This window comes from Streptomyces olivaceus (assembly GCF_000721235.1).
GTDB lineage: Bacteria > Actinomycetota > Actinomycetes > Streptomycetales > Streptomycetaceae > Streptomyces > Streptomyces olivaceus.
In genome coordinates this window covers 207,039-222,062 of the sequence record NZ_JOFH01000015.1, presented here as the reverse complement: position 1 = coordinate 222,062, position 15,024 = coordinate 207,039, and the positions used below count along the sequence as shown (strand labels likewise).

Sequence of the window (15,024 nt, the reverse complement as noted above, 5' to 3'; positions counted from 1 at the left end):
CCCTTCACGAGGAGAGACGTGGCAGACACGAATCCCAGTGCTCCCGGAATGTCGGACCGACGTCCGGAATGCGTGTGGTGCAATCGGGGTGTCGTCCGAAAATGCTGGGCCGATCTGAGCAGTGGCTCATTTGCGTCGATGCTAAATGGGCCTCGATTGAGTGGTCAACTGTGACCAATGCCACATCAATTCAGTGATGGAATTCTGTTTGTTTGTTTTCGGTATGCGACATCGGCCTCGGACACGCTCTTTCGCGATGGCAGTGGCCCGCGTGAGGACAACGGTTCACCTGGGCCGTGCCGCGCTCTCCCCGTCGGTGAGGGCGTATCCGGTGACGGAGGGCCATCGCACGGTCATGACCACGGAGTCGTCCTCGGCGAACCAGGAGTGGTCCACTCCGCGGCCCCAGACGACGTAGTCGCCCTGCCGCTCCAGCAGTATGCTGCGGCGGGGGAACTCCATGCGGAAGCGTCCCGAAACGAGAACGAGCAGAGCCGTGCGCACCTCGCCCTCGACCCACTGCGCCCGTCGTTCGCCACGCGGGTGCACGCCCCACTTCACCTCGACGGCGTCGCTGTGACGGGGATCGCCCTCCTCCCTGAAGTGCCCGAGCAGCCACCCCCGGTCCGTTGCCGAGTCCTCGCCCGCGTTGCCTGCGTACACGCCGTCATCCATGGACCTGGACGCTACTGAACTTGGTCGGGTGCCGCCGCGGGATCGAACGTGCCCGGCCACTGCCGGTCGGTGTCCGTCACCTGCCTGCGCCGACCAGCCGGCGCGCGGCCACCTCGGCTCCGTCGGTGCGGAGCCGGCCTGCCAGGGCGCGCGTACGGGCCCGGGTCTCGGGCGACAGGGCGGTCCCGAGCGCGCGGCCCAGGGATTCGGCCGTCGTGGTCCGGGCGTCGAGGGCCGCGCCGAGCTGCAAGGCCGCCACTTGGCCGGCCCAGTACGGGTTGTCGGACAGTTGGAGGGGGGCCACCACCTGCGGCGTGCCGGCCCGGGCCGCGGCCAGCGTGGTACCCGCGCCACCGTGATGAACCACTGCGGCCACCCTGCCGAACAGGCGCTGATGGTTGACCTCGCCGATGGCGAGGCAGTCGGCCCCGTCCTCGACGAGATCCAGATCCGCCCAGCCGCGGGACACGAGCACGCGACACCCCCGCGCGCGGACTGCCTCGACCACCATGCCGCCGATGCCTTCGCGCGGGGGCATACTGCCGAAACCCACGTAGACCGGCGGGCTGCCGGCGTCCAGGAACGCAGTCAGGTCCGCCGGAAGGGGGCGGTCGTCCGCGAGGGTCCACGCGCCTGTCTGCACCACGTCCGTCCCGGGGGTCTCCGGCCACGGTCCGAGCACCGTGTCCGCCGCCAGCCAGGGGCGGTCGGTGAGGATGTGGTCGCGCACGTTGTGCACGAGTGGAAGGCCGAGTGCCGCCCGGTGGCGGTTGAGTGCCTCACCGAACTGCGCGTCGACGTTCCGGGCGTCCCGCTCCCACAGCGTCCGGTTGTCGGCGGCCCCGGGGTCCGGCCAGCCCGGCCGCGGCGGCGGTGCGTGGTGCGGCGACGGCAGGTGGACCGCCGCGTAGCTGACATATACGTAGGGAATGCCTGCGGCCTCTGCCGCGGAGCGGGCGGCGACCTGCCCCAGGCCTGCCGCCACCACCACGTCGCATCCGTCGAAGGCCGCGGGGAAGGTGTCGAACTGTGTCTCGACCAACTCGTTCCTGTAGCGGTCCAGGTCCGTCGCCGAGGGCAGCGTCCTTCCGCGCATCATCTCCCTGACCGGTAGTCCGACCGGCACCGGTTGCACCCCGATACCCACAAGGCGCCCGGTGAACTCCTCGTCCGGCGGGGTGCACATCCTCACCTCGGCGCCGAGGGCCCGCAGCCGCACTGCGAGTGCCACCAGTGGTTCGACGTCGCCACGCGTCCCGTATGTAGACAAAAGCACCCGCATTCAGTGTCCTCTTTCATGTTCTATTTCCATGGGTATTCCCTACGTTTCCGTTTTTTCCGCCCAGGGGTCTCTCGTGCCGTCGTTCGACGGTGTGGCTGAACTGGGCGGTGACGGTTAAGACTTGTGCCTTCGGAAGTGACTGGCAAGAGCGCCGCGTCGGTGACCGGAGCGCATGCCGGCGGGTGCGGGGCCGGAGGTTCGGCTTCGGCCGGCCCTGGGCAGTCTGTGCTCGGCGAGGAGTGCGAAATCCCCCATCGTCCACACAATCGGAGTGCCACGCGATGCAGAGTTCGTCCAGACCCGTACCCGATGTCTCGGTCATTCTTCCCTGTGCCGGACATGGAACCCGTTTCGGGTCGCCCTATCCGAAGGAGCTGCACTGCCTCGCTCCTGGGGTCACCGTGCTGGACCGCAGTCTCGAAGGCGTCGTCGAACTGGCCAAGAGCGGGCTCGGCGTGCGTCTGATCGTCGTGTTCGGCAGGCACAAGCTGGAAACGGTGGATTATCTCGCTCGTTATTCCGACACCTTCCAGATGGTTTTCGTCTACCAGGACGAGTCGCTCGGGGGCGGTCTCGACGGTGCGATCCGGTCCGCCCTGCCGATGACGCAGGGGCCGGTGGCCCTCGTGCTGCCCGACATCGTTGTCGACGGGGCGGACGCTCCGGGCAAACTCCTCGACGCGTTGCGGCAGGTGGAAGTGGCGGGCTGGAGCGTGGTGGCCGCCGAGGAGGGAGATCGCGACACGCTGCGGCACATGGGTGCGTTGGCAGTGGACGAAGAGGGAGGCGTCCTGACCGTGGGCGCGGCCACCGACAAGCCGGCCGACCCCTCGGGCTACAACGCGTTCTGGGGCATGGTGGCGGTCGCCGAGAGCGAGGCGCACCGGCTGCCCGACGTCGTGAGTGCGGGAACGGCGAGCCCGTTGGCCGGTGCGGCCGTCCTCATGGCGGAGGGGATCGTCAACTACAACACTCCCGCCGGGTGATGTGCCCTGCTGTGCCCTGCGGCGTTGCCCCCCGGTTGCTGCCCCCCGTCCCGCGCGGGCGACCGGCCGGGCCCCGCGGCCGGGTTCGCCCTTGACGGCGACCGGGAGAACAGGTGGGTGAGGTCGCACGGCTCACCGGTGCTCGGCCGCCGTCCCGCTCCTGATCAGCCGCCGGAGGACGCCGCGGCCGCGCCCGCCCGCTGGCGGTGCTGCAGCGAGAGAACCACCAGGCCCACGAAGACCTGCAGGGGAAGGGGTACGTCGGTGAGCTCGGCGGTCAGCCCGCCGCCCCATCCGCCGCGCCGGAACTCGCCCAGCACGCGTGTGCCCTGCACGAGCTGCCGGTTGCCGCGCAGGCCGGAGGGCCGGGCAAGCTCGTACTCGCCGTCATAGCCCGTGACGGACCACCGCCGGCCGGACCGGTGCGCCTCCGCACGGACCGCGCCTTTCGCCCCCATCTCGAAGGTCCGCCCCCAGTTCGCGGAACGGAACTCGAAGACCTCGTCCGCCAGTTCCACCTCTCCGCCCGACTTCCATGCGCGGGCGGACCACCGTGCGACGGGCACGCCGTCCGACAGGACCTGGTAGCTGCGGCCGAAGGCGCGCTCTCGTTTGAACTCCAGCATGACGTACTCCAAGGTCCGGTGGATCGCGGCCGGTACGGCCCGGCGCCCGTCACCTTCCCTGACGCGGCCCATCAATGCCCGTGCGCACGGCATGGCCCCGCTCCAGCCGTCCAGCGCCGTCGCCGGCTGCCTGCGGGACACGGACCCGCGTGCGGTGGCCGGGGTGGCCCTGAGCACTCAGCGCGAGTCCGTCGTCCGTGGGAGGCGGCGACCGGACGGCCCGTCGCACCCCTGGTCGGCCGGCAGGACCAGCGCGGGACGGACCGCGCGGACCGGCTCGTGCGCGCCGGCGCCGACGAGGAGATCCGCCGCCGCACGGGCCTCCCGCTCGACCCGATGTTCTCCGCCCTGAAGATGGCGGCCCTCCTCGACGCCCACGACCCCGCCCGGACCCGCAGCCGCACCGGCGCCCTGCGCCTGGGCACCGTGGACGCCTACCTCCTGCACACGCTGACCGGCAGCCCCCTCACCGAGACAGGCAACACCTCGCGGACCCAGCTGCTCGACCTCGCCACGGGCGACTTGGACGACGAACTCCTCGCCCTCTTCGACGTCCCCCGGGCCGCACTGAGCCGGATCGTGCCCTCCACCGGCCCCTTCCCGGCCCTGCGCGGCCTGCCCCCGCTGAGCGACGGCACGCCACTGCTCGCCGTCCTCGGCGACTCGCACGCCGCGCTGTTCGCCCACGCCGACTGGCGGACGGGCACCGGTGTTCGCGCCGTCCGCCGCGCTGGTCGGCAGCACCGAACTGCGCGACCTGCTCGCGCGGGAACCCGCGATGGCGGACGTCGTGCGGGCCTGGTTCCGGCTCACCCTGGCCTTCGTGGGAATCGGCAGCCTCGCCCCCTCGCCGCTGCTGCGCCGCTCCGGCAACGCCATCACCGCCCGGGACCAGCGGCAGCTGAAGGAACTCGGCGCGGTCGGCGACGTGTGCGCCCGGTACTTCGACGCCGACGGCGACCCGGTCGACGCACCCTTCAACGACCGTCTCATCGGCATCGACCCCGACCGACTGCGCGCGGTGGAACGCCGGATCGGAGTGGCGGGCGGCACCGACAAGTCGGCGGCGATCCGCGGCGCGGCACGCGGCCGGTGGATCGTCATCCTGATCACCGACGTCGAGGTGGCCCGGGACCTGCTGGACGACTGAGCGCCGTCCGCCGGTCCCCGTCAGCCACCGGCGCCGCGGGACGGGAAGCGCGGCGCACGGCGCTCCGCGAACGCGGCCAGGCCCTCGCGGGCGTCCGGCGAGGTGAAGGCCTTCTGCCCGTAGAGCGCCTCGCTGTGGAAGGCCTGGTCCTGTGGGAGGTCGCCGAGCCGGAGCACCGCCTCCTTCACGACCCCCAGGGCACTGCCGCTGCGGGCGGCGAGCCGGTGGGCGCGCTCCAGCGCCGCGTCCAGCACGTCGGCGGCCGGCACCACGTCGTTGAGCAGGCCGTACCGCAGCGCCTGCGCGGCGGGGATCCGGTCGCCCTGGAGCATCAGCTCCATCGCCCAGACGTACGGGATCTGCCGCGTCAGCCGGCTGAGGGTGCCGCCGGCGGGCACCACGCCGACGCCGGTCTCGGGGAGGCCGAACTCCGCGGTGTCGGCGGCGATCCTGATGTCGGTCGACAGCATGATCTCGAAACCGCCGCCGAGACAGAGGCCGTTGACGGCGGCGATCACCGGTTTGAAGAGCCGGGTGTGTTTCTGGTGCGCGGCGTCCCAGTGGGAGATGTCGAAACGGCCCTCCGCCAGCGCCGGGATCGACTCGGTGAGGTCGGCACCCACGCAGAAGGCGCGGGGGCCGGCGCCGGTGAGGACAGCGACGGCCAGCGAGTCGTCGTCCCGCACCTCCGCGAAGGCGGCGCCCAGTTCGTCGTACATCGCCAGGGTGAGCGCGTTGAGCTTGTCCGGCCGGTCGAACCGGACGACGGCCACCGCGCCGTCCCGGTCGAGGGTGATGCCGCCCATCAGATGACGCCCTTCTCCCGCAGTCCGGCGATGTGCTCGTCGTCCAGGTCGGCGAGGGCCCGCAGGACGGGACCGGCGTGCTCCCCGACCTTGGGGGCGAGCCCGCGCGGCTGCGCCGGGGTGCCGCCGAGCTTGATCGGCGTACCGAACATGCGCACCTCGCCGAAGTCCGGATACGTCACGTCGACCACCATGTCGCGGGCCGCAATCTGCGGGTCCTCGACCACCTCGCCGATGTCCTTGACGGCGCACAGCGGCACCGCGTCGCCCGCGATCTCCTCCAGCTCCGTCTTGGTCCGCTCCGCGAACCACCCGTGCAGCAGCGGCCGTACGCGCTCCTCGTACACCTCCGGCGTGAACCGTTTCGCCATGGTGTCGATCGCGGGGTCCCCGGCCAGCTCAGGCTGCCCGAAGAGCTCGCAGGACAGCCGCCAGAACTTGTCGGTGTAGCCGCCGAAGAACACGTACCCGTCCTTGCACGGGTACAGCTCGTACGGCTTGACGAAGGGGTGCTCGTTGCCGAGCGGGCCCGGCACGGTGCCGTCGGCGGTGTACGACACCACGGCGTTCTCGGTCAGACTGAGCACCGAGTCCTGCTGCGAGACGTCGACCAGCTGGCCCTCGCCCGTCTGCTCGGCGTGCCGCAGCGCGGCCAGGGTGCCGATGACGGAGTACAGCGTCGCCGACAGGTCGCCGATGATGGTCCCGACCCGTACGGGCGGCCGGTCGGCGAAGCCGTTCATCGACCACAGACCGCCGGTCGCCTGGGCGCTGTTGTCGTAGGCGGGGCGCCGCCGGTAGGGGCCGGTCTGGCCGTATCCGGAGATCGCCGTGTACACCAGGCGGGGGTTCTCCCGGCGCAGCACCTCGTGGCCGACGCCGAGCTTGTCCATGGTGCCGGGGCGGAAGTTCTCCACCAGGACGTCGGCGCGGCGGGCCAGCCGCCGCAGCACGTCCTTGCCCTCGGGGGCGGACAGGTCGAGGGTCAGGCCGAACTTGTTGCGGTTGAACTGGGCGAAGAACCCGCTGAACTCCTCGCCGGAGCCGGACGTGAGCTTCGGTGGGAAGTCCCGGGCGTAGTCGGGGTCCTTGGGGTTCTCGATCTTGATGACGGTGGCCCCCAGGTCGGCGAGGAGCATCGAGCAGAAGGGGCCGGCCACGACCCGGGTGATGTCCAGGACGACGATGCCGCGCAGCGCACCCTTCGACAGTCCGGCGGGCAGCATGCCCGTGATCGCGCCCAGGTCGGTGGTCATGTTCGTCTCCGGTCGTTCACTCACGCGTCGGCTCCTTCGGTGCTCACCCGCAGGCGTGCCTCCAGGAGCGTGCCGCAGGCGGGGCTGTAGAACTCGTCGATCAGTACGCGGCGGCCGCCGGTGCGGGGCCGGACGCGGACACCGTGTCCGGCCAGCCGGTCGGCCGCGGTCCAGGTGTGCCGGTGGGCCAGGTCGTGCCAGTCCTCGCCGCTGCCCAGGCGGGCTCCGCTGGCGGGCACGTACCAGCCGTCGGCGTCCCGGCGGGGCGCCGAGGCACCGGCGTCCGCGGCGGTGACGTCCAGGGACGGTGCGGTGCCCAGGCGTTCGCGGCGGATCCCGGCCCGGGCGCGCTCGGTGGCGGACCCGTCGAGAGCCCCGTCGGTGACGACGACGCCGTACGCGGACCGTGCCGTCCCGGCGGTCACGTACCCGTCGCGGACGTCGTCGGCCACGCGCCGCGGGTCACGCAGCAACGGGTCGCCGTAACCGCCGCCGCCCGCGATCCACTGCACCAGCACGTCCCCGGAGCGGACCGTCACCGACTGCTGGTTGACCGCCAGCAGCTCGCGGTGGTCCGCCCCGAGCGAGTCACGGGTGGGCACCCGGCCCTCGGCGAACGCGTCGCGGACGTCGGTCCCGCGCCAGATCTCGTGACCGCTGCCGCCACCGGGCAGACCGCCGCCGAAGCCCTCCGCGGTCACCTGGGCGCTCGGGGCGAACACGGTCTGCGTGACCTCCCGCGCACCGTGCAGGGTCCAGGCGAAGCGCAGACCGAGGCCGCCGCGGTGCGCTCCGTGCCCCGCGCTCTCGGTGCTGAGCTGCTTCCACAGGTAGAGCACCGGGTAGAGCATCTCGTTCATCTCGACGTCGGGCAGCATGTTGTTGACCTGCGTCATCATCCCGGCGCAGTCCAGCCCGTCGGCCTCCGGCTGGGCGCCGGCGCCCGTGCCGCCGCCGTCCATGTTGAACAGCACGAAGTACTCGCCGCCGTCGGTCGTGCCGGCCGAGATGCCGCCGGTCCACGAGTCGGCCCACGAGCCCTGTGTGCGGTCCCGGACGGCCGGCGCGTCGCTGCCGCGGCACGCCTCGTTCATCAGCTTGGTGACGACGCGGCTGACCCGGGCACCGGTGGTGAGGTGCCCGTTGCTGATCGGCGCCGGCGGGCGCGGATTCACCAGCGAACCGGGCTCGGCGACGATGTCGAACGCGGTCATCACCCCTTCGTTGAACGGGACGTCCCAGGCGAGGATCGGTACGACGGCCGAGGCCACGCTGCCGACCAGCGCGCCGTAGCTGCAGTTGACGAAGCCGTCCGTCTGCTCGCTGGAGCCGGTGAAGTCGAAGGTGACCTGGGTGCCCCGCTTCGTCATCGTGCACGCGACCCGGTACAGCTCGTCCACGTGCCCGTTGTGCTCGGTCCACTCCTCCGCGGTGTACGTGCCGTCGGGGATCAGGGCGACGCGGTCGCGTACGACCTGCTCGGCCAACTCGAAGGAGTGCCTGGTGTACTCGCGGAACCGCTCGGCGCCGAACTCCTCCACGGTGGCCAGGAGCCTGCGGATGCCCGTGTTGTTGCTGGCGACCAGGGAGCGCACGTCGTTCCAGAACAGCGCGGGCATGCGGACGTTGTTGAGCAGGATGCGGCGCACCCACTCCACCGGCTCGCCCCGCTCGAAGATCTTGACGCCGGGCGGCAGCCGCAGCGCCTCGCTGTAGCAGTCGTGGGCACCGGGGGCGAAGCCGCCCGGGGTCATCCCGCCGACGTCGACGAGGTGCGCCTGCGACTGAGCCCAGCCGATCAGTTCCCCGTCGTGGAAGATCGGTGAGATCACGTTGGTGTCGGGCGGGTGGCTGGCGCCCGCGGTGTGCGGGTCGTTGCAGATGAAGGCGTCACCGGGGGAGAGATGTTCGCCCTCGATCGCCTTCACGAGGTTCTGTACGGCGACGCTGCCGGAGCCGATGTGGAACTGCACGTAGTCGGAGTAGGCGTAGATGCGCCCGGTGGGGTCGAACAGGGCGGTGTTGAAGTCACCCGCCTCGGTGATCACCGGGGACCCCGAGGAGCGGATCATCGCGATGCCCATCTCCTCCACGATGGAGTCCAGGCGCATACGGATGACTTCGAGGGTGACGGGGTCGAAACCCTCGGGCAGGGCGCGGGCGGCACGGGTCATGTCGTCTCCTTCGACGAGGGCGGACGAGGGGAGGGGCGGCGAGGGCGGCCGGACGGCGAACAGCGGTCTGCCGGACGGTGGTCAGCGGTTGGCCGGTCGGCGGTCAGTGGTCGGCCGGTCGGCGGTCAGCAATCGGCCGGACGGTGGTCAGCAATCGGCGAGCCGCAGCAGGAAGTCGCCGCCGTCGGTGAGTTCGACGCTCGCGCCGCCGGGCACGTACACCGTGGTGTCGGGCTCCTCCAGGAGGCAGGGACCCGAAGCCCGGCCCAGGGCACCGAAGCCCCGGTGCACGTCGACCTCCAGCCGCTCCCCGGTGAGCGGATCGAGCACCTCGCGCCGGCCGGGCACGTGCCGTTCCTCCCCGGCCGCCGCGTCGCCGGCCGTGGTCTGCACCTCGCTGCGCCCGACCGCCCGCACCCGCGTGTTGACCAGGAGGATCTCCGCTTCGCTCCATGCGGTGCCGTCGCCGAACTCCTCCTCGTAGTCCGCGACGAACCGCGCGCGCAGCGCCTCCTTGTCCGCCTCGCCGAACGTTCCGGCGGGCAGTCTGGTGGTGACCTCGAAGATCTGCCCGACGAACTTCATGTCCGCCTCGCGGTACAGCTCGCGCCGGTCCTCCTCGATGCCCTCCGCCTCGAACCACGCCTCGGCGCGCTCCTCCAGCGCGGTGAACTCCCGGTCCAGCGCGGCGGCCGGCTGGTCCATGGTCCAGGGGCTGGTCCGCACGGCGGAGAACACCGAGTCGGCGTGCATGAGGCCGTAGGCGGAGAACACGGCCGCGTTGCGGGGTACGACGACCTCCCGGACCCCCGCCTCGGCGGCGATGGCCGCGGCGAACAGTCCGCAGGCGCCGCCGAAGCCGACCAGGGTGAACTCACGGGGATCGTGCCCCCGGTTCACGGTGATCTTGCGCAGGGCGTTGGACATCTGCGAGGCCGCCAGCCGGTACACGCCCTGGGCGGCCTCGTCCCCGGTGAGGCCGAGCGGCTCGGCGACGTGGGTGCGCAGCGCCTGCCGGGCCAGATCGGGGTAGAGGGGGACGGTCCCGCCGAGGTAGTACTCCGGGTTGATCAGCCCGAGCACCAGCGCGGCGTCGGTGACCGCGGGCCGGGCGCCGCCCTTGCCGTAGCACGCCGGACCGGGCGTGGAGCCGGCGCTGTGCGGGCCGACCCGCAGCAGGTTGCGCCCGTCGACCCAGGCCAGGCTGCCGCCGCCCGCGCCGATCGTCTCGATGTCCACCGCCGTCAGACTGGTCGGCAGACCACCGATCTCCGCCCGGGGCAGCAGCCGGAACTCGTCGTCCAGGATCGCCGCCGCGTCCAGGCTGGTGCCGCCCATGTCCGCGGTCAGCACGCGCCGCCGACCGAGCTGTTTGCCCAGCAGCCGCGCACCGGTGACACCGCCGACCGGACCGGAGTTGAACATCGAGATCGGTGCCTTGCCGGTCTCCTCCACGGACAGGAAGCCGCCGTGGACCTGCATGATCTGCACCCGGGTCCGCAGCCCGCGGCGGCGCAGCTCCCGGGCGAGGTGGTCGAAGTGCGACGCCACGAGCGGCTTCACCGCGGCGTCCAGGGCGGTGGTCACCATCCGCTCGTACTCGCGGTAGACGGGGGTGAGCGTGCTGGAGAGCGTGTACGGCACGTCGGGACGGTGCTTGTCCAGGTACTGCCCGACCGCCTTCTCGTGCGCCGGGTTGCGGAACGACCACAGCAGGCAGACGGCCAGGCTCTCGGCGCCCTCCGCAAGCGCCGCGTCGACGGCGGCGGCGATGCCGGCGTCCGTGATCGGCACCAGCACCTCGCCGCGCGCGTCGATCCGTTCGGCGACCTCGACGATGCGGCGCCGCTCGACGATGTCCGGAGGCGCCGCCATCCGGTGCGGGTCGCGCTCGTCGGTCCGGGCGGAACGCGCGATCCGGAGGGTGTCGCGGAAGCCCTGCGTGGTCAGCAGCCCCACGGGGGCGTACTTCTGCTCGTCCACCGCGTTGGTGACGATGGTGTTGCCGAGCACGAAGCGGTCCACGGCGGCGAAGAACGCGGCCTCCGCCAGGCCGGCCCGCTCCTGGAGCACGGCCAGCGCGTCCAGGATGCCGGTGGTCACGTCCTTGGTCGAGAAGGCCTTGCCGCGCACCGCCCGGCCGTCGACGACCGCCACGGCGTCGGTGAACGTGCCACCGACGTCGATGCCCACGTGAAGCGTCATGCGCTGTCTCCTTTGACTGCGTCGGGGCTGCTCGTCCGGGCCGAGGTGGCGAGAAGTCGCCCACGAGGCGCGGCCTCCCTCCGGTGCACCTCTCGGTCTCAGCGCCGTGCCTGGACGCTACGTGGGCCGGATCACCCCGGACCATGGGCGACCGGTCCATATTTGGCGGTCGCACATGGGCGGACGGCACATCGAACAGGCGCGCATGTCGGCCATCCGGCCCGGGGGAGGGGAACGTGCCGGTCCGGACCGGCTACGCGGGGCCGGGCCGGGCGGCCGTCAGGTGTGCGATGCGGACCGCCACGGTGATGCGGAAGAGCCGCTCCGGTGCCTGCCACTGCTCGCCGAGCAGCTCGCCGATCCGGTCGAGCCGCTGGAGCACGGTGTTCTTGTGCAGGTGCAGCGCCCGGCCCGTGGCCACCGGGCTGAGCCGGTTGTCGAGGTAGGCGGCGAGGGTCGCGAGGAGGTGCCCGCCGCGCTCGGCGTCCCAGTCCAGGACGGGGCCCAGCACCCGCCGCACGAAGGCGTCGACCCGCGCCTCACCGGGGCCGAAGAGCGCGGTGTACGGCAGGTACTCGTCGGTGGTCGCCGCGGTGTCGGTGACACCGAGCGCCGGCAGGACGCGCGCGCACGCGCCGGCCGCCTCGACCTGCCCCCGCACACCGTCCGGGACCTCGCCCAGCTCCGCTCCCACCGCGAGGACCGGATGCCCGAGCGCCCGGCGTACCGCGGTGTGCACGAGGCCGGCCGCCGCGGCCGGGTCCGTCTCGGTGGTCAGCGAGACCACCCAGTCGGCGTGCTCCCCGATGAGGCCGCAGGGGCCGGCCGCGCGCCCCGCCGCACGGGCCGCGGAGTGGCGCAGCTCGGCCGGCAGGGAGACCACGACGAGGGAGGCGAGTCGGTCGGTCCGGATGCCGCGTGCCTGCGCCCGCTGGGCCACCCCCGCCCGGCGCTGCGGGTCGTCGGCGAGCAGATCCGCGAGGAGGTCCCGGCGCACCGTCTGCTCGGCCTCCGCCAGCGCGTCCTGCTTCAGGCTGAGCAGCGCCGTGATCTGCGCCGCGCGCTCGGCGGTGCGGTGCTCGACCGGGCCGAATTCGACGGCGCCCTGCTCCAGTACCAGCGCGCCGAGCAGCGTCCGGCCGGCGACCACGGCCACGACGACCTCCCGGCCGCCCTCGGCCAGCGGCACGCAGCGCCCGCTGCGGCGGCTCTCGTCCACGGCACGGCGGACGGCGTCCGCCCGCTGCCCGGGGTCGGCGGTGCCGTGGTCCCGTGCCGGTGTGGTGCCGTGGTCCCGTGCGGCCGGGTTGCTGCCGAGGTCCCGGGCCGCCGGGTCGGTGCCGGTGGCCGGGGGCGAGCCGGCGCCGCCGGGACCCGACGCCGTCGTGGACACGGTGAGACCGGCGTCGAGGATGGTCACCCGGCAGCGCAGCGCCTTGCCCAGCGCCTCGGCCACCGCGGTGGCGTCGCCGCCCCGCAGGACCAGCGCGGTCAGGTCGGAGTGGACGCCGCTGGCCCGCTCCATCGCCTCGACGTGCCGGGCGAGCTGGTCGTACGCCTGCCGGGTCTCGTCCGCGGCGTCCTGCGCGCGGGCCAGCAGCCGGGCGGTCTGCAGCACGACGGCGGCGTGGTCGGCGAAGGCCGAGAGGAGGGAGATCTCCTCCGGCGAGAAGGCGTGCTCGATCCGGTTCCCGGCGAACAGGACGCCGATGACCTCGTCGCCGGCCAGGAGCGGCACGCCGAGCAGCGAGGAGATGCCCTCGGCCGCCACCGTGGCGTCGATCTGCGGGTCGTGTGGGGCCTGGGACATGGTGAAGTAGCTCGACGTCCAGGAGGGGAGGCGGGTCTCCGCCACCCGCCCGGCCAGCCCCATGCCCGGCGGGACGCGCAGCCCGGGAAAGGTCGGTGCCGTCGTCCCCAGGGTCGTGCGCACCCGCAGCTCGTGCGTGCGTACGTCGAACTCGGACAAGTACGTGATGTCCGTCCCGACGAGGTCGTGGGCGCGTTCGACCAGGCGCTCCAGGAGCACGTCGACGTCCCGGAGCTGCGCCAGCTCGCGGACGCTCGACGAGAGCGCGGACAGCTCCCGCCCGCGCCGCCGCCACCGCTCCGAGCCCGCCCGCAGGTGCCGTACGCCGTCACCGACGCGGGCCACCGCGTCCGGCGGCAGGCCCGAGCCCGTGAGCAGGTCCCTGATCTCGGCGTCGTCGACCGCCCGCTCCGCACCGGCCGCCTCCAGCAGGGCGACGACCGTGCCGACCGGGACACCCGGCCCGTCCGCAGGGGACGCAGGAGAAGTAGAAGGTGCGGGAGAAGTAGAAGGTGCAGGGGACGCAGAAGGTGCAGAGGACGCAGAAGATGCCGAGGAACTCATACGGGCGCCGCCTTTCGGTCTCCGGCGGTGTCGGACCGCTGCCCCGACCCGGGGGGCGCTGGGCCGATCGTACAGAGGGTATCGCACTTGTGTGTGCCGTCGGTCCGTACCTCGCGTCCGGAGTCCGCACTAGCGTCGGCCAGTGCACCGAGGGTTTCGGTGGCCACAACGCAGTGGAGGGCCGTATGCCGCGCACCAGCCGTGTCCAGGGTCTGAGGGACCTGTCCGTCGAAGACCGCCGCAGGACGGTCGCGGAGTCCGCCGCCGTCGACCCGGAGCGCCTCGCCGCCTTCGCACCGCAGCACGGTCTCGGTCTCGACCTGGCCGACCACATGATCGAGAACGTGGTCGGCGTCATGGCGCTGCCCGTCGGGGTGGCGACCAACTTCGTCGTCAACGGCCGGGAGGTGCTCGTGCCGATGGCCACGGAGGAGGCCTCGGTGGTCGCCGCCGCCTCCAACTCCGCGAAGGTGGCACGTAGGCACGGCGGATTCTTCACCTCCTCCACCGACCCCGTCATGCAGGCCCAGGTGCAGATCGTCGGGGTCCGGGACCCCGAGGCCGGCCGGGTCAGGCTGCTGGAGGCCCGCGAGGAGCTGATGCGACTGGCCGACGCGCAGGACCCCAAGCTGGTCGAGTTCGGCGGCGGGGTCCGCGACCTCTCGGTCCGGGTGGTGCCCTCGCGCGCCGGTACCTACGTGGTCGCCCACCTGCGGGTCGACGTCCGCGACGCGATGGGGGCCAACGCGGTCAACACCATGGCCGAGGCGGTCGCCGACCGGGCCGGGGAGATCGCGGGCGGCCGTACGCTGCTGCGCATCCTGACCAACAAGGCCGACCTCCGCCTCGCCCGGGCCCGGGCGGTCTTCGACGCCGAGGCGCTCGGCGGGCAGGCCGTGGCCGACGACATCGTGCACGCCGCAGCGCTCGCCGAGGCCGACCCGTACCGGGCGGCCACCCACAACAAGGGGATCATGAACGGCATTTCCGCCGTCGTGCTCGCCACCGGCAACGACACCCGCGCGGTCGAGTCCGGCGCGCACTCCCACGCCGTCTCCCCGGACGGGCGCTACACCTCGCTCTCCCGGTTCGAGAAGGACGCCGACGGGAACATCGTCGGAACGCTCGAACTGCCCATGCCCGTCGGCCTGGTGGGCGGCGCGACCCGGCTGCACCCCGTGGCGCAGGCCGCGATCGCCCTGCTCGGCACCACCACCGCGGCCGACCTCGCGGAGACCGTCGTCGCCGTCGGACTGGCCCAGAACTTCGGCGCGGTGCGGGCCCTGGCCACCGAGGGCATCCAGCGCGGGCACATGTCCCTGCACGCGCGCAACGTGGCGCTCACCGCGGGCGCGACGGCCGAGGAGGCCCCCGTCGTCGTCGCCCGGCTCGTCGCCGACAAGCAGGTACGCGCCGACCACGCCGAGCGAATCCTCGCCGAACTGCGCTCCGGCGGCTGAACCGCTCCGGCGGCTGCACCGCGCCGTCCG

General features: G+C 72.5%; 11 protein-coding genes and 1 pseudogene. 4 read left to right on the top strand and 8 right to left on the bottom strand.

Going from position 1 to position 15,024, the window contains the following annotated elements:
- Positions 1–285: 285 nt before the first annotated feature.
- Both IG94_RS0118685 and IG94_RS0118680 read right to left on the bottom strand, forming a co-directional pair.
- Positions 286–675, bottom strand: a complete 390-nt coding sequence (locus tag IG94_RS0118685) for a cupin domain-containing protein (protein ID WP_031037725.1) — start codon at positions 673–675, stop codon at positions 286–288.
- Positions 676–751: 76 nt separating this feature from the next.
- Positions 752–1,957 carry a glycosyltransferase gene (locus tag IG94_RS0118680; protein WP_031037722.1) on the bottom strand — a complete coding sequence of 402 codons (1,206 nt, stop codon included), beginning with the start codon at positions 1,955–1,957 and terminating at the stop codon, positions 752–754.
- A gap of 401 nt (positions 1,958–2,358) precedes the next feature.
- On the opposite strand from IG94_RS0118680, the gene IG94_RS0118675 reads away from it, so the two are divergent.
- On the top strand, positions 2,359–2,943 hold the full coding sequence (locus IG94_RS0118675) for a glycosyltransferase family protein (protein ID WP_224326110.1): 585 nt from the start codon (positions 2,359–2,361) through the stop codon (positions 2,941–2,943).
- Between the two features lie 164 nt (positions 2,944–3,107).
- Here the strand turns inward: IG94_RS0118675 and IG94_RS0118670 are convergent, their stop codons facing one another.
- On the bottom strand, positions 3,108–3,710 hold the full coding sequence (locus IG94_RS0118670) for a hypothetical protein (protein ID WP_224326112.1): 603 nt from the start codon (positions 3,708–3,710) through the stop codon (positions 3,108–3,110).
- On the opposite strand from IG94_RS0118670, the pseudogene IG94_RS44355 reads away from it, so the two are divergent.
- Both IG94_RS44355 and IG94_RS0118660 read left to right on the top strand, forming a co-directional pair.
- A pseudogene (locus IG94_RS44355) lies at positions 3,696–4,190 on the top strand (FGGY family carbohydrate kinase); the annotation flags it as partial. The gene IG94_RS0118670 and the pseudogene IG94_RS44355 overlap by 15 nt on opposite strands.
- A gap of 88 nt (positions 4,191–4,278) precedes the next feature.
- Entirely contained in the window at positions 4,279–4,719 is a 441-nt protein-coding gene (locus IG94_RS0118660) for a sugar-binding domain-containing protein (protein ID WP_052410740.1), read from the top strand.
- A gap of 20 nt (positions 4,720–4,739) precedes the next feature.
- Here the strand turns inward: IG94_RS0118660 and IG94_RS0118655 are convergent, their stop codons facing one another.
- The 5 genes from IG94_RS0118655 to IG94_RS43160 all read right to left on the bottom strand — a co-directional run bounded on the left by IG94_RS0118655 (position 4,740) and on the right by IG94_RS43160 (position 13,534).
- Entirely contained in the window at positions 4,740–5,525 is a 786-nt protein-coding gene (locus tag IG94_RS0118655) for an enoyl-CoA hydratase/isomerase family protein (protein ID WP_043483943.1), read from the bottom strand.
- Positions 5,525–6,805, bottom strand: a complete 1,281-nt coding sequence (locus tag IG94_RS0118650) for a CaiB/BaiF CoA transferase family protein (protein ID WP_211269676.1) — start codon at positions 6,803–6,805, stop codon at positions 5,525–5,527. The genes IG94_RS0118655 and IG94_RS0118650 overlap by 1 nt, the downstream gene beginning before the upstream one ends.
- Complete coding sequence (locus tag IG94_RS0118645) at positions 6,802–8,955, bottom strand: hydantoinase B/oxoprolinase family protein (RefSeq protein WP_031037700.1); 2,154 nt, start codon at positions 8,953–8,955, stop codon at positions 6,802–6,804. The genes IG94_RS0118650 and IG94_RS0118645 overlap by 4 nt, the downstream gene beginning before the upstream one ends.
- A gap of 147 nt (positions 8,956–9,102) precedes the next feature.
- The gene (locus IG94_RS0118640; RefSeq protein ID WP_031037697.1) at positions 9,103–11,160 is read right to left on the bottom strand and encodes a hydantoinase/oxoprolinase family protein; all 2,058 of its coding nucleotides are present in this window, start codon (positions 11,158–11,160) and stop codon (positions 9,103–9,105) included.
- A gap of 253 nt (positions 11,161–11,413) precedes the next feature.
- Positions 11,414–13,534, bottom strand: coding sequence for a helix-turn-helix domain-containing protein (locus tag IG94_RS43160; protein ID WP_078892339.1), 2,121 nt, complete (start codon positions 13,532–13,534; stop codon positions 11,414–11,416).
- Between the two features lie 185 nt (positions 13,535–13,719).
- Between IG94_RS43160 and IG94_RS0118630 the strand changes: the two genes are divergently transcribed.
- Positions 13,720–14,994 (top strand): hydroxymethylglutaryl-CoA reductase, degradative, encoded by a 1,275-nt coding sequence (locus IG94_RS0118630; protein ID WP_031037692.1) that lies wholly within the window; start codon positions 13,720–13,722, stop codon positions 14,992–14,994.
- The last annotated feature ends 30 nt before the right edge of the window (positions 14,995–15,024 follow it).

Coding starts and splice junctions, on each gene's coding strand:
- IG94_RS0118685 (WP_031037725.1), bottom strand. CDS start 675: ATGGATGACGGCGTGTACGCAGGCAACGCGGGCGAGGACTCGGCAACG.
- IG94_RS0118680 (WP_031037722.1), bottom strand. CDS start 1,957: ATGCGGGTGCTTTTGTCTACATACGGGACGCGTGGCGACGTCGAACCA.
- IG94_RS0118655 (WP_043483943.1), bottom strand. CDS start 5,525: ATGGGCGGCATCACCCTCGACCGGGACGGCGCGGTGGCCGTCGTCCGG.
- IG94_RS0118645 (WP_031037700.1), bottom strand. CDS start 8,955: ATGACCCGTGCCGCCCGCGCCCTGCCCGAGGGTTTCGACCCCGTCACC.
- IG94_RS0118640 (WP_031037697.1), bottom strand. CDS start 11,160: ATGACGCTTCACGTGGGCATCGACGTCGGTGGCACGTTCACCGACGCC.
- IG94_RS43160 (WP_078892339.1), bottom strand. CDS start 13,534: ATGAGTTCCTCGGCATCTTCTGCGTCCTCTGCACCTTCTGCGTCCCCT.
- IG94_RS0118630 (WP_031037692.1), top strand. CDS start 13,720: ATGCCGCGCACCAGCCGTGTCCAGGGTCTGAGGGACCTGTCCGTCGAA.